An 18266-nucleotide genomic window follows, 5' to 3' on the forward strand; every position below is an offset into this window, starting at 1 on the left:
CGCCACGGCACAGGCCCCTAAAATGCCTTCCCCCCAGCGCTGGCGGCGCACCTGCGTGGGCGCTTGGGGTATCATGGCGGGGTGTGCCGGGTTGACCTGTGCCTGAAGCCCGCGGGCGGCCCCCTGGCCCTGGTGGAGGTCCTCCCCGCGGGGAGCGTCCTGACCCTGCTCCTCTCCCGCGGCGCAAAAGAGGTCTGGGTGGCCCCGGGGCCCAAGGTGGCCCGCCTCCTGGCGGAGGAGCTGGGGCGGGAAGCCCTGCTTTTGGGGGAGGTGGAGGGCTTTCCCCCGGAGGGCTTCCACGGCCGCCTCGCCCTCATGGACCTGGAAAGGGTTGCCGTGGAGGGGAGGAAGGCGGTCCTGGTGGCCCCCATTCTGAACGGAAGCCTCCTGCCTGGGGAAGAGGAGGTCTACCTGGTGAACCTCCGCAACGCCAAGGCGGCCCTAAAGGCCCTGCGCCCCCTCAGGGGCCTCACCCTCCGCCCCGCCGGAGCCCCGGAACCCCTCCTCTCCGCCCTGGTGGCCACGGGCTTCCTGCAAAAAAGGCTTTTCCCCAAGGCTCCCACCACCCTGACCACCGCCCTCCTCAAGGCCTTCCCCGACCCTCAGGAGGCCCTCTTCCAAAGCCCCGAGGGCCAGGCCCTCCACCGCCAGGGCCGCACGGAGGAGCTGGCCTGGGCCAGCCTCATCGGGGTGGACCCGGTGGTGCCTAGGCTCGCCGGGGTGCGCTTCTTCCCCAAGCGGGACTTCGGCCTCACCCAGGACCGCTACGCCCAGAGGTTTGTGGCATGGAACGCCTAGAGCTCCTCGGCCTGCCCCTGGACCCCGTGGATATGCAGGAAGCCCTGGAGCGGATTGAGGGGTTCTTGCGGGGGGAAGGCACCCACCAGGTGGTGACGCTGAACCCGGAGATCGCCGTGCGGGCGCAGGAGGACGAGGCCTTAAGGCGGGCCATCCTCGAGGCTGAGCTCGTCACCCCAGACGGGGTGGGCATTCTCTGGGCGGTCCGCAGGCTCCGTGGGGTGGCCCTAAGGGAACGGGTTACGGGCGTGGACCTGACCCTGGCCCTATTCCGGCGCTTCCCCGGCATCCGGGCCTACCTCCTAGGGGGCCGGCCCGGGGTGGCGGAGCGGGCGGCCCAGGAGGCCAGGCGCCTGGGGGCGGAGGTGGTGGGCTTCCACCACGGCTACTTCCAGGAGGAGGAAGGGGTGGTGGAGGACATCCGGCAGAAGGCCCCGGAACTCCTCCTGGTGGGCATGGGAGAGAGGCAGGAGGTCTTCATCCACCGCCACAAACCCCACCTGGGAGCCCGGGTAGCCATGGGGGTAGGGGGAACCCTGGACGTGCTGGCCGGCGAAGCCCAACGCCCTCCGGCCTGGGCGCAACGCCTGGGCCTGGAGTGGCTCCTACGGGTGGGCCTGGACCCCAAGCGCTGGCGGCGGGCCCCCAGGCTTTTCCGCTTCGCTTACCTGGTCCTCAGGGAAAAAGGCTAGAATGCCCCCATGAGGCGCCTTTGGGCTTTGCTCCTCCTCCTGGCCAGCGCTTCGGCCCAGGGCCTAGTCCTGCCCTTTGAGGGCCCCGAGGGCCACCGCCTGGCCCAGGCCTTCGCCCAGGGGCTGAAGGCCCCGCCCCCTACGGCGGTGGCCTTGGTCTTCCCCGACCTCCCCTGGCGGGGGAGCTACGACCTGGCCGGGGGGCTTTACACCCAGGCAGGGGCCCGGCTAGCCCTGGCAGCCACGGGGGCGGACTGGCTCCTTTTGGGCAAGCAGGAAGCGCAGGGCCTAAGGCTCTTCCTGGCCCGCAAAGGCGGGGTCAAGGAGGGCCTTTTCCGCACGCCCGACCTGGCCTGGCTCTGGCTCCAGGGGGAGGGACTGGCCCCCCGCTTCACCTCCCTGCCCTCCCCCTCCCTCTCCGAGGAGCAACTTCGGGCCCTGGCCCAGGGGGAAGCCCCCGACCCCCTGCACCGGTCCGCCCTGGACCTGAAGGAAGGCCGGGGGGCTGGGCTTCTGGAAGGCCTCCTGCCCCGGAGGCTCCTCCTCCTCTGGCAGGGGGAGCTCCCTTCCGCCTACCGCGCCTTCGCCCTCCTCTCCGAGGGTAAGCGGGAGGAGGCCTTGAAGCTGGCGGAAGGGATGCAAGGCGGCGACGTCCTGGAGAGAACTGCCGCCCACCTGGTCTTCCGGGCCCTCGAGGACCCCCGCTGGCAGGCCTCGGCCCGCGCCCTGACCCAGGCCTTCCCCGAGCTCCCCTCGGCCTGGGAGGAGGTGAGCTTCGCCGCTTTCTCCGAGGAGAAGGGAGAAGAGGCCCGGGACGCCCTCTTAAAGGCCCTCCGGCTCAGGCCGGATTACTGGCTTTACTGGACCAACCTGGGCTGGGCCTACTACCTCACGGGGGACCTGCCCCGGGCCCTCCTGGCCTCGGAGCGGGCGGTGCGCCTCGGACCCAACGCCACCGCCTACTACAACCTGGGGCTTTTCAAGGCCATCTACGGGGATTTCCTGGGGGCCAAGGCCGCCTACGACCGGGCCCTCAGGCTGGACGAAGGGGAGGACTTCCAGGAAGCCCTCAAGGACCTGGAGGCCCGGCAGGAGCCCCTCACCCTCTACTTCCGCGCCTACGTCGCCGAGCGGACGGGCCTGCCCGCCCGCGAGCTCTACCAGGCTTTCCTCCAAACCCATCCGCAACATCCTGCGGCGTTCGCCGCCAAGAGGGCCTTGAAGCGCCTGGATGAGGCCCGCGCCTCCTTGTCCCTGGTCAGGCTCAGCCTGATCCCAGGCGACGTGGACGCCCGCCCCTTCCGGGCCGGGGAGGCCATCTTCCCCGAGGTGGACCTGGAGGGCGCGCCCTTCCTGGAGCGGGGCCTTCTGGAAAGCAATCTCTGGCGGGAAGGAGAGGCCGTGGCGGAGGCGAAGAAGCCCGTGGGCTTCCCCCCCCTCACCGCCGCCCTGCGGGACACGGCCCCCGCCGTCACCCCTCCGGAGCCGGGTCGGTACACCCTGGAGGTGCGCTACGGAGAGGCCAAGGTCCTGGCGCCCTTGGAGGTGGGGCCGGAGAGCCTGGCCCGGAAGCTTTACGTGCTGGGCCTCGAGGTCCGGGACCTCTCGGGCCAGCCCCTCCTCACCCCCAAGGAAACCTTGGGAGCGGAGGGGGAGAGGTTGCTCCTGGAACGGACCCTAGAGGCCCTGAAGGAGGCCGCCCCCCTGGCCACCAGCCCCCGCTTCACCACCCCCCTGACCCGGGGGCCCTACGCGGGGAAGAGCGTTCAGGCCCTTCTGCAAGACCCCTCTCCCGAGATGGTGCGCGCCTTCTACCAGGCGGTGCTGGAAAATCCGGAACTCCTGGCGGAAAACGACGTGGTCAACGCCCTCGTGAACTGGCTCCTCCAGGAGCCGTAACGCCGTAACGGCAAGGTAACGGGCCTTTGGGTCTACACTAATCCTGGTCTCATTGGACCGGATTGGAGGCGTATTTGCATGGGCATTTCCAAGCATTGGCGCATGGGAGTTTTTGCTCTGGTAGCGGCGCTGGGGGCCTGTTCCAGCCCCCAAGGGGTTAACCCCACCATGGTGGTCCCCGGCCCCAGGGACGACGCCGGCGGGGACCCCGCCCAGGCCTGCAGCGAGGTGGCCGAGGGCCCCATGGGCAAGGCCGGGGGCATGCTGGTGTGGAACACCGCCGACACCCTCTACGTGCGGCTTTCGGGCGTTTCCCCCTGGCAGCTCACGGAGAGCCACGCCTACGCGGGTACCGCTGCTCCCGGCAGCTGGTGGAGCTTCCCCGCCCAGGCGGTCCATGACCCCTACGTGGACACCTTCACCTACGCCTTCTCTCTGGCGGACCTGGGTGTGGGTGCGGGGGACACCCTGCAGGTGGCTGGGCACGCCTTTTTCATGACCCCCAGCTACAGCTTTGCCGAAGCCCAGGGCCAAGTGGAGTTTGTGGTCCAGCGCTGCGGGAACGTTCCGCCCCAGCCGGGGAAGGACATCGTGGTCTATAACGACATCAACCCCTTCGACAACAAGGGCATGGCCAACCCCAACAACCAGCTCATGGTGAAGAACCTGGTGGTCTACACCACCTCGGGACCCAGAGACACAGGCACCAAGGTGCTCTTCGACCGGGGGCGGCAGTCGGTGTGCGGGGGCACGGGCGAGTGCAACGACGCCAACCTGGCCACCATGCGCAGCGTCATCCAGGCTCAGGGCTTTTCCATAGAGGAGCTCAACTCCACCCAAGGCTCCATCACCGCCATCGCCCCCGAGGTGAAGGTCATCTTCCTCTGGAACCCCAGGGAAACCTTCACCAACGCCGAGGTGAACGTCCTCAAGGGCTTCGCCGCTGAAGGCGGGCGCGTGGTCTTCATCGGGGAGTGGCAGGGCTACTACGACGCCATCACCCTGGAGAACGACTTCCTGGGCAAGATGGGCGCGGTGATGACCAATACCGGCCAGGCGGTGGACTGCGGCTACAACACCCTGCCCAGCGCCTCGCTTCGCCCCCACCAGATCACCCAGGGCATGACCGACGTCACCATCGCTTGCTCCTCGGTTCTGGTGCCGGGCCCCAACGACTACCCCCTCTACTACGACTCCACCAACACCAAGGTGCTCTCGGCGGTGGCCACCATAGACGTGACCCCCCTGCCCCTTGGACTGGTCCAGCCCACCCAGCTTCAGGTGAGCCCACAAAGCATCTATCCCCTGCTGAACCCGGGCTCTTCCACCGGCCATTAGGCGAAGCAAACGAACACCTCCCGCCCTCGGGCGGGAGGTCTTTTGGTGGAGCCGAGGGGATTCGAACCCCTGACCTCCTGAGTGCGATTCAGGCGCGCTCCCAGCTGCGCCACGGCCCCACGCGCCCTATATGGTAGCGGGGGGCTTTAGCCTTGTCTAGTCCCCTGTAATCGGTCAATACATCTGAGACTGGGGGACCGACTCCGCTTGCATTTTAGCCAAGAACTCCAGGGGCGCCAGCCCCCCCAGGGCCATGTGGGGCCTGCGGTGGTTGTAGTACGCCAGATAAGCGTCCAGCTCGGCCTGCAGGCGCACAAGCCCCCTTGGCAAGGGCAGGGTATAAAACTCGTCGCGGAAGGTGCGCTGCATCCGCTCCACGTGCCCGTTGAGCTTCGGGCTCCGTGGGGGCAGCACAAAGAGCCGGATTCCCAGGCTCCGGCAGGCTTCCTCAAACTCGGCCATGAACTCGCTCCCCCCGTCCACCTGGACGGCCCGGATGGGGAAGGGGGCCTTGGTCACGAGGGCGGAGAGGAATCCCGCCGCCAGGTTGGCCGTGGCCCTGGTGTGCACCTGGGCCAGGGAGAAGCGCGTGACCAGGTCCAGGGCCGAGAAGTGCTTGACCACCTCCCCGGGCCCTAGGGTCACGGTGAGGGTGTCCAACTGCACCAGGTCCCCGGGCGCCCTGGCCTCGTATCCCCGGGGCTTCCTCTGGGCGTAGGGCCTCTGGGGTCTTGGCCTCCCCTTGCCCTGCCTCGTCCGGGCCAGGAAGGCGGCCACCCTTTCCACCCGCCCCCTGGCTTCCAGATGGGCGAGGATGCGGCCCACGGTGCGCTCGCTGACCTCAAAACCTCCCTTCCTCAAGCTCCACCAGATGGGCCAGCGGCCCCAGGTGGGGTTTTGTCTCCGCAAGTCCTCGGTGGCGATGAGGAGTTCGGAGGTCCAGTGCACCTTCCGCCGTAGGCGTTTGGGGCGTTTGGGTTTCGGAAGAAGGCCTTTAAGTCCTTCGTCCTTGAGCCTGCTCCGCCAGCGGTGATAGGTGGCCCGGCTGATCCCCACCAGGGCCTGGATCTCGGGCCAGCTCACCCCGTGCTTCCTGAACGCCTCCACCTGCTTGAGCTTGCGCAGCCGTTCCTGGACCAGGGGGTCGCCGGCCCCCGCCATCTCCAGCTCCTGGGCCTTCCTCGCTCCTCGCCAGATCGCTTTGCCAACCGTGGTAAGCTGCACTCGGGGGGCCTCCTTCCGGAGTCGGTCCCCCTCTTTTTATCCCAGCCCAGAGTCTCACATGTGTTTGTCCGGGTTCAGTCCCCTTCCTTAAGGCGCACCTCCACCCGGCCCTTCTTGTCCTTCACGGAAAGCTTGGCCTTGGCCTTGCCCTTTCGGTACTCCGCTTTCCACTCGTCCTTCTTCACCTCATACTTCACCCGCACCCAACCCCGGCGGCGAAGGTCCTCGTCGTGGTGGCGGAAGATGGCCTCCGCCTGGGAGTAGCGGTAGACCACCACAAGCCCCTGGGGCTCCGGAAGGCGCTCCAACACCACCGCCTGGGGAAAAAGGTTGAAGGAAAGGGTGGCGGTGATGCGGAGCTCCATGGAGCTGGAGGGATTCGCCTCGAGGGCCCAGGCGAGCACCAGTAGGGGCAGCATTCCCAGCACCTTGCGCATACTCCTAGCCTACCGCACCTCCCCTCGCACCCCCTGAGCGCCGCCTAAAGTAAACTTGAGGTATGGACGAAGTTTGGCAAAAGCTCGCCGAACCCTTTCCTCCCGGCGAGGTGCAGTGGCGCATTGAGGCCACGAGCCGGGACAAGCGGCGGGCCCTGGTGGTGCCCTACGTGGACGCCCGCACCGTTCTGGACCGGCTGGACCGGGTGGTGGGGCCCGAGGGGTGGCAGGACGCCTACGAGGTCCTGGCCGATGCCGAGCGCACGGTGAGGGACGAGCGGGGCGAGCGGCGGGAGCGGCTGGTGGAGGTGAAGTGCCGCCTCACCATCCGCGGGGTGACCAAGGAGGACGTGGGGGAAGGGGACTCCCTGAAGGCGGCCTTCTCCGATGCGCTGAAAAGAGCCGCCGTCAAGTTCGGGGTGGGCCGCTACCTCTACCGCCTGGAAAAGCAGTGGGTGGACTACGACCCGGAAAAGGGGCGCTTCACCCCACCCAGGCTGCCTGAGGGCGAAGGAGCCCCGGAGGCCGCCCCCCCGGAGGAGGAAAAGCCCGAGGCCTACCGGCTCATCGACCAGCTCATGGAGCGCCTGAAGGAAAAGGGCCTGGGTAAGGAGGCCGCCAAGATCGTCACCAAATACGGGGGGTACGGCAAGACCCCAGAGGAAACCAAGCGCCTCTACGGGGAGCTCCGCGCCCTGCTCAAAGGATGAGGGTCGTCGCCGTCGGGGACCTCCACGGAAACTTCCCCACCCTCTGGCGCATCCTGAGGGCTGAGGGCCTAGCGGACGCTCATCTCAGGCCCACGGAGGCGTTGCGCTCGGGCCAGACCCAGGTGGTCCTGCTGGGCGACCTGGTCCACCCCAAAACCCCCCGGGACTACGAGCGCCTCACCGGCCTTTCCCCCTTTAACCCGCAAGACCCCACCCACCTGCGCCTGGCGGCGGGCTACCAGATCCGGGAGCTCTTCCGCCTCAAGGCCTTCCAAGAGGAGGCGGAAGGCCACGTGACCATCCTTTTGGGCAACCACGACGAGGCCGCCCTCAAGGGAGAGCCGGTGCTGGGCAACCGCCACCTCAAGCACCTGGAGTTCCATCCTGAGATGGGGGGGAAGCCCCTGCCCGAGGCCCTTAGGGCCTGGATGGCCCGCTTCCCGCGGGAGCTGGTCCTTCAGGGGGTTCACTTCGCCCACGTGGGCCCGGTGCCCTGGCTCCAGGAGTACGACGAGCTTTTCTACGCCCAAAGCGAGCCCAAGACCTGGTGGTTCCGCACCCCCGACTACGTGGAGCGCATGGGCTACCGCTTTGGCGTCTACGGCCACGTCCCCATGAAAGACGGCATCCTCATCAAGGAGCGCTTAGCCCTTATCGACGCCCTGGACCTGGGGGAGTACCTGGTGCTCCACCCCTACGAAGAGCCTCTGCGCCTCGAGGCCAAACGCCTTTCCCATGCCTAAGCTCACCTCGCCCAAGGAAGTGCGGGAGCTTCTCCAGCGACATGGCCTTTTCGCCGACAAGCGCTTCGGGCAGAACTTCCTGGTTTCAGAGACCCACTTAAAGCGCATCGTGGAAGCGGCGAAGCCCTTCACAGGGCCGGTGTATGAGGTGGGGCCAGGTCTGGGGGTGCTCACCCGGGCCCTGGCCGAAGCGGGGGCAGAGGTGACGGCCATCGAGAAGGACGAGCGCCTGCGCCCCGTGCTGGAGGAAACCCTAAAGGGCCTCCCCGTGCGCCTGATCTTCGGGGACGCCCTGGCCTACCCCTGGGAGGAGGTGCCCCCAGGGAGCCTCCTGGTGGCCAACCTGCCCTACAACATCGCCACCCCCCTCATCACCCGCCTGTTGCAAACGGGACGCTTCGCGCGCCTCGTCTTCTTGGTGCAAAAAGAGGTGGCCGAGCGCATGGTGGCCCAACCCAGCACCCCTCAGTACGGTCTTCTCTCCCTTCGGGTGGCCTACCATGGCCAAGCGGAGAAGCTCATGGACCTGCCCCCAGGCGCCTTCTTCCCGCCCCCCAAGGTGGTGAGCAGCCTGGTGCGCCTCACCCCCACGGGCAGGCCCGATGACCCCAAGCTCTTCCAGCTGGCCGAAGCCGCCTTCGCCCAGCGCCGCAAAACCTTGAGGAACGCCCTCCTGGCCGCTGGATACCCCAAAGAGAAGATTGAGGCAGCCCTCCAGGCCTTAAGCCTCCCCCCCGACGTCCGGGCGGAGGCGTTGGGCCTCCCCCACTTTCTCCGGCTCAAGGAACTGCTCTACACCACAGTGTAACTGGCAAACTTCCGATAAATAAGCGCATTACACCGATTAGCCTTCCCCTCAGTGTAGGCCAACCCTTTTGTCCCAGGGGCGGGGTGGTAAGATGGGCGGGAAATGAGGCGGGAGTCTGAGGGGTGCTTGGGCTCCCACCTCGTGAAGAGATGCACGAAAGGAGGGGACCTTGGCGCCGATCGCGGAGTATGTAAACGTCCTCATCTATCTGGGAGTGGCCCTCTTCATCGGGGTGGCGGCCCTAGCGGTGGGGGCCCTGTTGGGTCCCAAGAAGCCGGGGAAGGCCAAGCTCATGCCCTACGAGTCGGGGAACGACCCTGCGGGGGAGGTGCGGCGCTTTCCCGTGCACTTCTACGTGGTGGCCATGCTCTTCATCCTCTTTGACGTGGAGGTGGCCTTCCTTTGGCCCTACGCGGTGAGTGCGGGAAGCTTGGGGCTTTACGGGTTCTGGGGGGTCTTGGGCTTCACCCTCCTGCTCTTCGTGGGCTTCCTCTACGAGTGGTGGAAGGGGGTGATGCGGTGGCACTGAAGGACCTCTTTGAGAAAGACGTTCAGGAACTGGAAAGGGAGGGCATCCTCTTCACCACCCTGGAGAAGCTGGTGGCCTGGGGCCGCTCCAACAGCCTCTGGCCTGCCACGTTTGGCCTCGCCTGCTGCGCCATCGAGATGATGGCCTCCACCGACGCCCGCAACGACCTGGCCCGCTTTGGCAGCGAGGTCTTCCGGGCAAGCCCCCGCCAGGCGGACGTGATGATCGTGGCGGGGAGGCTTTCCAAGAAGATGGCCCCGGTGATGCGCCGGGTCTGGGAGCAAATGCCCGACCCCAAGTGGGTGATCTCCATGGGGGCCTGCGCCAGCTCCGGGGGCATGTTCAACAACTACGCCATCGTGCAGAACGTGGACTCGGTGGTGCCGGTGGACGTCTACGTGCCGGGTTGCCCGCCCCGTCCCGAGGCCCTCATCTACGCGGTGATGCAGCTCCAGAAGAAGGTGCGGGGCCAGGCGGTGAACGAGCGGGGGGAGAGGCTTCCCCCGGTGGCTGCCTGGCGCCGGACAAGGGGGTGAAGCGTGCGGCTTCAGGTCGTTTTAGAGGAGGCCCAGACCAAGGGCTACGCCGTAGAGGACAACGGACTTGGGAACCTCTGGGTGGTCCTGCCCCGGGAGGCTCTCAAGGGGGAGATGGCCCGCTACAAGGAGCTGGGCTTCAACTACCTGGCGGACATCGTGGGCATAGACTACCTGGAGTACCCGGACCCTAAGCCCGAGCGCTTCTCGGTGGTCTACGAGCTGGTTTCCCTGCCAGGGTGGCGGGACGGGGATGGGAGCCGCTTCTTCGTCCGGGTTTACGTGCCGGAGAAGGACCCCGTGCTTCCCACGGTGACCGACCTCTGGGGGAGCGCGAACTTCCTGGAGCGGGAGGTGTACGACATGTTCGGCATCGTCTTTGAAGGACACCCCGACCTCCGGAAGATCCTGACCCCGGAGGACCTCGAGGGCCACCCCCTGCGCAAGGACTTCCCCCTAGGCGAAACCCCCACCCTGTTCCGCGAGGGGCGCTTCATCGTGCCCTGGGAGTTCCGGGCCGCCCTCAAGGGCAAGAGCCCCGGCCTCACCGCCTACCGGGGCGGTAGCCGCAAGGGGTACAAGGCGCTCTGGGCGGACCTCATGAAGGCCAAAGGAGACAAGAGCCCCGGTAGGGGCTAGGTTGGCTAGGGAGGCCAAATGAAGGACTACCTGGACCTGGACCCACAGGTGGCGGAGGAACCCAAGGAGCTCCGCACCGAGGTCATGACCCTCAACGTGGGCCCGCAGCACCCCTCCACCCACGGGGTCTTGCGGGTGGTGGTCACCCTCTCGGGCGAGGAGGTCTTGGACCTCGTGCCCCACATCGGCTACCTCCACACGGGCTTTGAGAAGAACATGGAGAACCGGACGTATACGCAGGTCATCACGTATACGCCCCGGATGGACTACCTCCACTCCTTCGCCCACGACCTGGCCTACGCCCTGGCGGTGGAGCGGCTGGTGGGAGCGGTGGTGCCGCCTCGAGCCCAGACCATCCGCATCATCCTGAACGAGCTCTCCCGCCTGGCCAGCCACCTGGTCTTCCTGGGCACCGGGCTTTTGGACCTGGGGGCCCTCACCCCCTTCTTCTACGCCTTCCGCGAGCGGGAGGCCATCCTGGACCTCTTCGAGTGGGTGACCGGCCAGCGCTTCCACCACAACTACATCCGCATCGGCGGGGTCAAGGAAGACCTCCCCGAGGAGTTCGTGCCCGAGCTGACGAAGTTCCTGCAGGTCCTGCCCCACCGCATCGACGAGTACGAGGCCCTCTTTGCGGGAAGCCCCATCTTCCACGAAAGGGCCCGGGGCGTGGGGGTCATCCCCCCCGAGGTGGCCATCCACCTGGGCCTCACCGGAGGCTCTTTGAGGGCTAGTGGGGTGAACTACGACGTGCGCAAGGCCTACCCCTACGGGGGCTACGACACCTACCAGTTTGAAGTGCCCCTGGGAGAGCAGGGGGACGTGTTTGACCGGATGCTGGTGCGTATCCGGGAGATGCGGGAGTCGGTGAAGATCATAAAGCAGGCCCTGGAGCGGCTGGAACCGGGGCCGGTGCGCGATCCCAACCCCCAGATCACCCCCCCTCCCAGGCATCTCCTGGAAACCTCCATGGAGGCGGTCATCTACCACTTCAAGCACTACACCGAGGGCTTCCACCCCCCCAAGGGCGAGGTGTACGTGCCCACGGAATCTGCCAGGGGCGAACTGGGGTACTACATCGTTTCCGATGGAGGCAGCATGCCCTACCGGGTGAAGGTGCGGGCCCCCAGCTTCGTCAACCTGCAAAGCCTCCCCTACGCCACCAAGGGGGAGCAGGTGCCCGACATGGTGGCCATCATCGCCAGCCTGGACCCTGTCATGGGCGACGTGGACCGCTAAGGAGGGAAGATGGGGTTCTTTGACGACAAGCAGGATTTCCTAGCAGAAACTTTCTCCAAGTATCCGCCCGAAGGCCGCCGTTCAGCCATCATGCCCCTTTTGCGGAAGGTACAACAGGAAGAGGGCTGGATCCGGCCCGAGCGGGTGGAGGAGATCGCCCGCTTGGTGGGCACCACCGCCACCGAGGTCATGGGGGTGGCGAGCTTCTACTCCTACTACCAGTTTGTGCCCACGGGCAAGTACCACCTCCAGGTCTGCTCCACCCTCTCCTGCAAGCTGGCGGGGGCGGACGAGCTTTGGGACCACCTTACGGAGGAGCTGGGCATCGGTCCTGGGGAGGTGACCCCGGATGGCCTCTTCAGCGTGCAGAAGGTGGAGTGCCTGGGCTCGTGCCACACCGCCCCCGTGGTCCAGGTAAACGACGAACCCTACGTGGAGTGCGTGACCCGGGAGCGCCTCAAGGCGCTTTTGGAGGGCCTTAGGGCTGGGAAACGGCTGGAGGAGATCCAGCTTCCCGGAAAGTGCGGGCACCACGTGCACGAGGTGGAGGTATGACCGGGCCCATCGTATCCGGAAAAGACCCCCGTTTTGAGCGGACCCTCTACGCCCACGTGGGCAAGGAGAACTCCTGGACCCTGGACTACTACCTGCGGCACGGCGGCTACGAAACCGCCAAGCGGGTCCTGAAGGAGAAAAGCCCCGAAGAGGTCATCGAGGAGGTGAAGCGCTCGGGGCTTAGGGGCCGGGGCGGGGCGGGCTTCCCCACCGGGGTCAAGTGGAGCTTCATGCCCAAGGACGGGCAGCAGCACTACCTCATCTGCAACGCCGACGAATCGGAGCCGGGGAGCTTCAAGGACCGCTACATCCTGGAGGACGTCCCCCACCTCCTCATCGAGGGGATGATCCTGGCGGGCTACGCCATCCGGGCCACGGTGGGCTACATCTACGTGCGCGGGGAGTACCGCAAAGCGGCGGACAGGCTCGAGGCGGCCATCCGCGAGGCCCGGGAGCGGGGGTACCTGGGGGAAAACCTCTTCGGCTCGGGCTTCTCCTTCAACCTCCACGTGCACCGGGGGGCTGGGGCCTACATCTGCGGCGAGGAAACCGCCCTCATGAACTCCTTGGAAGGCCTTCGGGCCAATCCCCGCCTGAAGCCCCCCTTCCCCGCCCAATCCGGCCTCTGGGGCAAGCCCACCACCATCAACAACGTGGAGACCCTGGCCTCGGTGGTGCCCATCCTGGAGCGGGGGGCCGACTGGTTCGCCAGCATGGGCACGGAAGGGTCCAAGGGAATGAAACTCTACCAGGTCTCGGGGCCTGTCCGGCGGCCTGGGGTCTACGAGCTTCCCATGGGCACCACCCTGCGCGAGCTGATCTACGAGTGGGCGGGAGGGCCTCTGGAGCCCATCCAGGCCCTCATCCCTGGGGGGTCTTCCACCCCGCCTTTGCCCTTTACCGATGAGGTGCTGGACACCCCCATGAGCTACGAGCACCTGCAGGCCAAGGGCTCCATGCTGGGCACGGGTGGGGTCATCCTCATCCCCGAGCGGGTGAGCATGGTGGACGCCATGTGGAACGTCACCCGCTTCTACGCCCACGAGTCCTGCGGCAAGTGCACCCCCTGCCGCGAGGGGGTGGCGGGCTTCATGGTGAACCTCTTCGCCAAAATCGGCAGCGGCCAAGGGGAGGAAAAGGACGTGGAGAACCTCGAGGCCCTCCTCCCCCTCATCGAGGGCCGGAGCTTCTGCCCCCTGGCGGATGCGGCGGTGTGGCCGGTGAAAGGCTCGCTGAAGCACTTCAAGGACCAGTACCTGGCCCTGGCGCGGGAGAAGCGGCCCGTGCCCAGGGTGAGCCTCTGGAGGTGAAGGTGGTCAGGGTCAAGGTGAACGACCGGATCGTGGAAGTGCCCCCGGGGACCAGCGTCATGGACGCGGTCTTCCACGCGGGGTACGACGTGCCCCTCTTCTGCTCGGAAAAGCACCTCTCCCCCATAGGGGCCTGCCGCATGTGCCTGGTGCGCATCGGCCTGCCCAAGCGGGGCCCGGACGGGAAGCCTGTGCTGAATGAAAGGGGGGAACCGGAGATCGCCTGGCAGCCCAAGCTGGCCGCCAGCTGCGTCACCGCCGTAGCCGACGGCATGGTGGTGGACACCCTCTCGGAAGTGGTGCGGGAAGCCCAGGCGGGGATGGTGGAGTTCACCCTCCTCAACCACCCCTTAGACTGCCCCACCTGCGACAAGGGCGGGGCCTGCGAGCTCCAGGACCGCACGGTGGAGTACGGGCTCTACGAGAAGTATTACCAGAAGGCTCCCCTCGAGCTTCCCACCTACACCCGCTTTGAGTTCACCCGCCGCCACGTGGACAAGCACCACCCCCTTTCCCCCTTCGTGGTGCTGGACCGGGAGCGGTGCATCCACTGCAAGCGCTGCGTGCGCTACTTTGAGGAGATCCCGGGGGACGAGGTGCTGGACTTCATCGAGCGGGGGATGCACACCTTCATCGGCACCATGGACTTCGGCCTCCCCTCGGGCTTCTCGGGGAACATCACCGACATCTGCCCCGTGGGGGCCCTTCTGGACCTCACCGCCCGCTTCCGCGCCCGCAACTGGGAGATGGAGGAAACCCCCACCACCTGCACCCTCTGCCCCGTGGGTTGCGGCATCACCGCGGACACCAGGAGCGGGGAGCTCCTGCGCATCCGCGCCCGGGAGGTACCCGAGGTCAACGAGATCTGGCTCTGCGACGCGGGCCGCTTCGGGCACGAGTGGGCGGACCAGGAGCGCCTCAAGACCCCCATGGTGCGCAAGGACGGGAGGCTCCAAGAGGCCACCTGGGAGGAGGCCTTCGCCGCCCTTCGGGAAGGTTTAAAGGGAGCCAGGAAGGAGGAGGTGGGGATCTACCTGGCCCATGACGCCACCTTGGAGGAAGGTCTGATGGCCAGCGAGCTGGCCAAGGCCCTCGCTACCCCCCACCTGGACTTCGAGGGCCGCACCGCCGCCCCCGCAAGCCTCTACCCCGCGGCCACCTTTGAAGACCTCCTGGGGGCGGACTTCGCCCTGGTCCTGGGGGATCCCACGGAGGAGGCTCCCCTCCTCCACCTGCGCCTTTCCGAGTTCGTGCGCGACCTAAAGCCCCCCCAGCGCTTCGCCCACGGCACCCCCTTCGCCGACCTCTCCATCAAGGAAAGGATGCCCAGGCGCCGGGACAAGATGGCCCTCTTCGCCCCCTACCGCGCCCCCCTCATGCGCTGGGCCGCCATCCACCAGGTTCATGCCCCCGGGGAGGAGCGGGAGCTCCTCCTGGCCCTCCTAGGTGAGAAGGAGGGGAGCGAGGCGGTACAGCGGGCCAAGGAAGCCTGGGAGAGGGCGCAAAACCCTGTCCTCATCCTGGGAGCGGGGGTCCTCCAAGATTCCGTGGCCGCGGAAAGGGCCAGGCTTCTCGCCGAGCGCAAGGGGGCCAAGGTCCTGGCCATGACCCCTGCGGCCAACGCCCGGGGCCTCGAGGCCCTGGGGGTCTGGCCTGGGGAAAGGGGCGCTGCCTGGGACGAGCCCGGAGCTGCCTACGCCTACTACGGCTTCGTGCCCCCCGAGGAGGCCCTTAGGGACAAGCGCTTCCTGGTGATGCACTTAAGCCACCTCCACCCTTTGGCGGAGCGCTACGCCCACGTGGTCCTTCCCGCTCCCACCTTCTACGAAAAGCGGGGCCACGTGGTGAACCTGGAAGGCCGCGTCCTCCCCCTCTCCCCTGCCCCCATCGCCAACGGGGAGGCGGAAAGTGCCCTGCAGGCTCTGGCCCTCTTGGCGGAGGCCTTGGGGGTGAAGCCGCCCTTCCGGCTGGGAATGGAGGCGGAGCGGGAGCTCCGGTCCCGCAAGGTGCCCGGCCCCATGGGCCTCCTCGCCCACCGCACCAAGGCCCTCAGGCCCAAGGGGCAAGAGGGCCGCGTCTACCTAAGGCCCACCATGTGGCGGGGGCAACAGCTCACGGGCAAGGTGCGGGAGGCGGTGCGCCCGGAACTCTGGGTCCATCCCGAGACCGCCCGGGCCGAGGCCCTTTTGGAAGGGGCCAAGGTGGCGGTGGAAAGCCCCTGGGGGCAGATGGAAGCCCATGTGGTCCTTCGGGAAGACATACCCAAGGGCTTCCTTTACCTTAGCGCCCTAAGGCCCTCCGCCGGGCGAAGGACGGAGGCCAAGCTCCTGGTGCCCGCGGGAGGTGAAGCATGAACTACCCCCTGGACCCCTACTGGATGGCGGCCCTAAAGGCGCTTTTGGTGGTGGTCGGCCTCCTCACGGCCTTCGCCTTCATGACCCTCATTGAGCGGCGGCTCCTGGCCCGCTTCCAGATCCGGATGGGGCCGAATAGGGTAGGTCCTTTGGGTCTCTTCCAGCCCATCGCTGACGCCATCAAGAGCATCTTCAAGGAAGACCTGGTGGTGGAGCGCGCCGACAAGGTGATCTTCGTGCTGGCTCCCCTCATCGGCGTGGTCTTCGCCCTCCTGGCCTTCGGGGCTATCCCCTTCGGCCCCCCGGGGAGCTTCTTTGGCTTCCAGCCCTGGGTCTTGAACCTGGACCTGGGCCTCCTCTACCTCTTCGCCGTGAGCGAGATGGCCATCTACGGCATCTTCCTGGCGGGATGGGCCTCGGGGAGCAAGTACAGCCTCCTGGGCTCCTTGCGCTCCTCGGCGAGCCTCATCTCCTACGAGCTGGGCCTGGGCATCGCCCTCCTCTCCCCGGTGCTCTTGGTGGGAAGCCTGAACCTCAACGACATCGTCAACTGGCAGCAGGAGCACGGCTGGCTGGCCCTGTACGCTTTCCCTGCCTTCTTGGTCTACATGATCGCCGCCCTGGCCGAGGCTGCCCGCACCCCCTTTGACCTCCCTGAGGCCGAGCAGGAGCTGGTGGGGGGCTACCACACCGAATACAGCTCCATCAAGTGGGCCCTCTTCCAGATGACGGAGTACATCCACTTCATCACCGCCAGCGCCCTCATCCCCACCCTCTTCCTGGGCGGCTGGACCATGCCCTTCTGGAACGTCCCCTATCTTTGGATGTTCCTCAAGATCGCCTTCTTCCTCTTCTTCTTCATCTGGATCCGGGCCACGTGGTTCCGCCTGCGCTACGACCAGCTTCTGCGCTTCGGCTGGGGCTTCCTCTTCCCGGTGGCCCTGGTCTGGTTCCTGGTGACCGCCCTGGTGGTGGCCTTAGACCTTCCCCGCTCCTACCTCCTCTACCTCTCCTTGGCCACCCTCTTGGTCCTTCTGGGGGCGGTGATGTACAGCCCCAAACCCGTCCGTAAAGGAGGTGGCGCATGACCCTTAAAGCCCTGGCCCAGAGCCTCGGCATCACCCTTAAGTACCTCTTCTCCAAGCCGGTGACCGTTCCCTACCCCGATGCCCCCGTGGCCCTCATGCCCCGGTTCCACGGCCGCCACGTGCTCACCCGCCACCCCAACGGCCTGGAGAAGTGCATCGGCTGCTCCTTGTGCGCCGCCGCCTGCCCCGCCTACGCCATTTACGTGGAACCTGCGGAGAACGACCCCGAACACCCCGTGTCCGCAGGAGAGCGTTACGCCAAGGTGTACGAGATCAACATGCTCCGGTGCATCTTCTGCGGCCTCTGCGAGGAGGCCTGCCCCACCGGGGCCATCGTGCTGGGCTACGACTTCGAGATGGCCGACTACCAGTACTCCGACCTCATCTACGGCAAGGAGGACATGCTGGTGGACGTGGTAGGCACCAAGCCCCAGCGCCGGGAGGCCAAGATGACCGGCAAAGCAGTGAAGCCCGGATACGTGGTGCCCTACGTGCGCCCTGAGCTGGAGGGCTTCAAGGCCCCCACGGAAGGAGGGAAGCGGTGAGCCCTTGGGAAGCTTTGGCCCTGCTCCTGCTCCTCGCCACCGGGGCACTGGTGGTGACCTTGAGGAACGCCATCCACGCCGCTTTGGCCCTCATCCTGAACTTCCTGGTACTGGCCGGGGTCTATGTGGGCCTGGACGCCCGCTTTCTGGGTTTCATCCAGGTGATCGTGTACGCTGGGGCCATTGTGGTCCTCTTCCTCTTCGTGATCATGCTCCTCTTCGCCGCCCAAGGGGAGGTGGGCTTTGACCCCCTGGTGCGCTCTAAACCCTTAGCGGCCCTCCTGGCCCTGGGGGTAGCCTTGGCCCTCTTCTCCGGGCTTTGGGGCCTGAACCTGGCCTTCACGAAAGACCTGCAGGGGGGCCTGCCCCAGGCCCTGGGGCCCCTCCTCTACGGGGACTGGCTCTTTGTCCTCCTGGCAGTGGGCTTCCTCCTCATGGCGGCCACGGTGGTGGCCGTGGCCCTGGTCCAGCCCACCCGTCCCCTGGACGCCCTGCGCCCCGAGGAGCGCAAGGAGGAAAAGGAGGTGGTACGGTGAGCTACCTCTTCACCTCGGCCCTGCTCTTCGCCCTGGGGGTTTACGGGGTCCTGACTCGCAGGACGGCCATATTGGTCTTCCTCTCCATTGAGCTCATGCTGAACGCGGCGAACCTCTCCCTGGTGGGGTTTGCCCGGGCCCATGGCCTCGAGGGCCAGGTGGCCGCCCTCATGGTCATCGCCATCGCCGCCGCCGAGGTGGCGGTGGGCCTGGGCCTCATCGTGGCCATCTTCCGCCACCGGGAGAGCACCGCGGTGGACGACCTTTCGGAGCTTAGGGGGTGAGC

19 protein-coding genes, 1 tRNA gene and 1 pseudogene are annotated in these 18266 nt (G+C 66.8%); 18 read left to right on the plus strand and 3 right to left on the minus strand.

Annotation, left to right across the window (positions count from 1 at the left end; translation table 11 throughout):
- Positions 1-81: 81 nt before the first annotated feature.
- The 4 genes from L1088_RS01620 (at position 82) to L1088_RS01635 (ending at position 4727) form a co-directional block, all read left to right on the plus strand.
- On the plus strand, positions 82-798 hold the full coding sequence (locus tag L1088_RS01620) for a 2-phosphosulfolactate phosphatase (protein WP_234553448.1): 717 nt from the start codon (positions 82-84) through the stop codon (positions 796-798).
- Positions 786-1490: a WecB/TagA/CpsF family glycosyltransferase gene (locus tag L1088_RS01625; RefSeq protein WP_234553449.1), complete on the plus strand. Its 705-nt coding sequence runs from the start codon at positions 786-788 to the stop codon at positions 1488-1490. The genes L1088_RS01620 and L1088_RS01625 overlap by 13 nt, the downstream gene beginning before the upstream one ends.
- A 9-nt stretch (positions 1491-1499) precedes the next feature.
- The gene (locus L1088_RS01630; RefSeq protein ID WP_234553450.1) at positions 1500-3389 is read left to right on the plus strand and encodes a tetratricopeptide repeat protein; all 1890 of its coding nucleotides are present in this window, start codon (positions 1500-1502) and stop codon (positions 3387-3389) included.
- Positions 3390-3491: 102 nt separating this feature from the next.
- Positions 3492-4727 (plus strand): ABC transporter, encoded by a 1236-nt coding sequence (locus L1088_RS01635; protein WP_234553451.1) that lies wholly within the window; start codon positions 3492-3494, stop codon positions 4725-4727.
- A 43-nt stretch (positions 4728-4770) separates the two neighbouring features.
- On the opposite strand, the gene L1088_RS01640 is transcribed toward L1088_RS01635, so the two are convergent.
- The 3 genes and pseudogenes from L1088_RS01640 to L1088_RS01650 all read right to left on the minus strand — a co-directional run bounded on the left by L1088_RS01640 (position 4771) and on the right by L1088_RS01650 (position 6388).
- Positions 4771-4846 (minus strand) — tRNA-Ala (locus L1088_RS01640).
- Positions 4816-5951 (minus strand): annotated as a pseudogene (locus L1088_RS01645) (integrase core domain-containing protein). Before L1088_RS01645 ends, L1088_RS01640 begins: the two are co-directional and overlap by 31 nt.
- Before the next feature lie 74 nt (positions 5952-6025).
- Positions 6026-6388 carry a hypothetical protein gene (locus L1088_RS01650; protein WP_234553453.1) on the minus strand — a complete coding sequence of 121 codons (363 nt, stop codon included), beginning with the start codon at positions 6386-6388 and terminating at the stop codon, positions 6026-6028.
- A 62-nt stretch (positions 6389-6450) separates the two neighbouring features.
- Between L1088_RS01650 and L1088_RS01655 the strand changes: the two genes are divergently transcribed.
- The 14 genes from L1088_RS01655 to nuoK all read left to right on the plus strand — a co-directional run bounded on the left by L1088_RS01655 (position 6451) and on the right by nuoK (position 18264).
- Positions 6451-7098, plus strand: a complete 648-nt coding sequence (locus L1088_RS01655; protein WP_234553454.1) for a Rad52/Rad22 family DNA repair protein — start codon at positions 6451-6453, stop codon at positions 7096-7098.
- A complete protein-coding gene (locus L1088_RS01660) occupies positions 7095-7841 on the plus strand; it encodes a metallophosphoesterase (RefSeq protein ID WP_038047410.1) in 747 nt (248 codons plus the stop codon). Before L1088_RS01655 ends, L1088_RS01660 begins: the two co-directional genes overlap by 4 nt.
- Entirely contained in the window at positions 7834-8649 is an 816-nt protein-coding gene (rsmA, locus tag L1088_RS01665) for a 16S rRNA (adenine(1518)-N(6)/adenine(1519)-N(6))-dimethyltransferase RsmA (RefSeq protein WP_234553455.1), read from the plus strand. The genes L1088_RS01660 and rsmA overlap by 8 nt, the downstream gene beginning before the upstream one ends.
- A 169-nt stretch (positions 8650-8818) precedes the next feature.
- Entirely contained in the window at positions 8819-9178 is a 360-nt protein-coding gene (locus L1088_RS01670) for an NADH-quinone oxidoreductase subunit A (protein WP_038047412.1), read from the plus strand.
- Positions 9169-9714, plus strand: a complete 546-nt coding sequence (locus tag L1088_RS01675) for a NuoB/complex I 20 kDa subunit family protein (protein ID WP_038047414.1) — start codon at positions 9169-9171, stop codon at positions 9712-9714. The genes L1088_RS01670 and L1088_RS01675 overlap by 10 nt, the downstream gene beginning before the upstream one ends.
- Positions 9715-9717: 3 nt before the next feature.
- Positions 9718-10353, plus strand: coding sequence for an NADH-quinone oxidoreductase subunit C (locus tag L1088_RS01680; RefSeq protein ID WP_234553456.1), 636 nt, complete (start codon positions 9718-9720; stop codon positions 10351-10353).
- 18 nt (positions 10354-10371) lie between these two features.
- Positions 10372-11592 carry an NADH dehydrogenase (quinone) subunit D gene (nuoD, locus tag L1088_RS01685; protein ID WP_234553457.1) on the plus strand — a complete coding sequence of 407 codons (1221 nt, stop codon included), beginning with the start codon at positions 10372-10374 and terminating at the stop codon, positions 11590-11592.
- Between the two features lie 9 nt (positions 11593-11601).
- A complete protein-coding gene (gene nuoE, locus L1088_RS01690) occupies positions 11602-12147 on the plus strand; it encodes an NADH-quinone oxidoreductase subunit NuoE (RefSeq protein ID WP_038047421.1) in 546 nt (181 codons plus the stop codon).
- Positions 12144-13457 carry an NADH-quinone oxidoreductase subunit NuoF gene (gene nuoF / locus L1088_RS01695; RefSeq protein WP_234553458.1) on the plus strand — a complete coding sequence of 438 codons (1314 nt, stop codon included), beginning with the start codon at positions 12144-12146 and terminating at the stop codon, positions 13455-13457. Before nuoE ends, nuoF begins: the two co-directional genes overlap by 4 nt.
- Positions 13458-13459: 2 nt before the next feature.
- On the plus strand, positions 13460-15811 hold the full coding sequence (gene nuoG, locus L1088_RS01700; RefSeq protein ID WP_234553459.1) for an NADH-quinone oxidoreductase subunit NuoG: 2352 nt from the start codon (positions 13460-13462) through the stop codon (positions 15809-15811).
- Complete coding sequence (gene nuoH, locus L1088_RS01705) at positions 15808-16899, plus strand: NADH-quinone oxidoreductase subunit NuoH (RefSeq protein WP_038047428.1); 1092 nt, start codon at positions 15808-15810, stop codon at positions 16897-16899. Before nuoG ends, nuoH begins: the two co-directional genes overlap by 4 nt.
- Positions 16896-17444 (plus strand): NADH-quinone oxidoreductase subunit NuoI, encoded by a 549-nt coding sequence (nuoI, locus tag L1088_RS01710; protein ID WP_234553460.1) that lies wholly within the window; start codon positions 16896-16898, stop codon positions 17442-17444. Before nuoH ends, nuoI begins: the two co-directional genes overlap by 4 nt.
- Positions 17441-17980, plus strand: coding sequence for an NADH-quinone oxidoreductase subunit J family protein (locus L1088_RS01715; protein WP_038047431.1), 540 nt, complete (start codon positions 17441-17443; stop codon positions 17978-17980). The genes nuoI and L1088_RS01715 overlap by 4 nt, the downstream gene beginning before the upstream one ends.
- Positions 17977-18264, plus strand: coding sequence for an NADH-quinone oxidoreductase subunit NuoK (nuoK, locus tag L1088_RS01720; protein ID WP_038039961.1), 288 nt, complete (start codon positions 17977-17979; stop codon positions 18262-18264). Before L1088_RS01715 ends, nuoK begins: the two co-directional genes overlap by 4 nt.
- The last annotated feature ends 2 nt before the right edge of the window (positions 18265-18266 follow it).

It is taken from the genome of Thermus caliditerrae (genome assembly GCF_021462525.1).
In the GTDB taxonomy this organism is placed as follows: Bacteria; Deinococcota; Deinococci; order Deinococcales; family Thermaceae; genus Thermus; species Thermus caliditerrae.

Coding starts and splice junctions, on each gene's coding strand:
- L1088_RS01625 (WP_234553449.1), top strand. CDS start 786: ATGGAACGCCTAGAGCTCCTCGGCCTGCCCCTGGACCCCGTGGATATG.
- L1088_RS01630 (WP_234553450.1), top strand. CDS start 1,500: ATGAGGCGCCTTTGGGCTTTGCTCCTCCTCCTGGCCAGCGCTTCGGCC.
- L1088_RS01635 (WP_234553451.1), top strand. CDS start 3,492: ATGGGAGTTTTTGCTCTGGTAGCGGCGCTGGGGGCCTGTTCCAGCCCC.
- L1088_RS01650 (WP_234553453.1), bottom strand. CDS start 6,388: ATGCGCAAGGTGCTGGGAATGCTGCCCCTACTGGTGCTCGCCTGGGCC.
- L1088_RS01655 (WP_234553454.1), top strand. CDS start 6,451: ATGGACGAAGTTTGGCAAAAGCTCGCCGAACCCTTTCCTCCCGGCGAG.
- L1088_RS01660 (WP_038047410.1), top strand. CDS start 7,095: ATGAGGGTCGTCGCCGTCGGGGACCTCCACGGAAACTTCCCCACCCTC.
- rsmA (WP_234553455.1), top strand. CDS start 7,834: ATGCCTAAGCTCACCTCGCCCAAGGAAGTGCGGGAGCTTCTCCAGCGA.
- nuoD (WP_234553457.1), top strand. CDS start 10,372: ATGAAGGACTACCTGGACCTGGACCCACAGGTGGCGGAGGAACCCAAG.
- nuoE (WP_038047421.1), top strand. CDS start 11,602: ATGGGGTTCTTTGACGACAAGCAGGATTTCCTAGCAGAAACTTTCTCC.
- nuoF (WP_234553458.1), top strand. CDS start 12,144: ATGACCGGGCCCATCGTATCCGGAAAAGACCCCCGTTTTGAGCGGACC.
- nuoH (WP_038047428.1), top strand. CDS start 15,808: ATGAACTACCCCCTGGACCCCTACTGGATGGCGGCCCTAAAGGCGCTT.
- nuoI (WP_234553460.1), top strand. CDS start 16,896: ATGACCCTTAAAGCCCTGGCCCAGAGCCTCGGCATCACCCTTAAGTAC.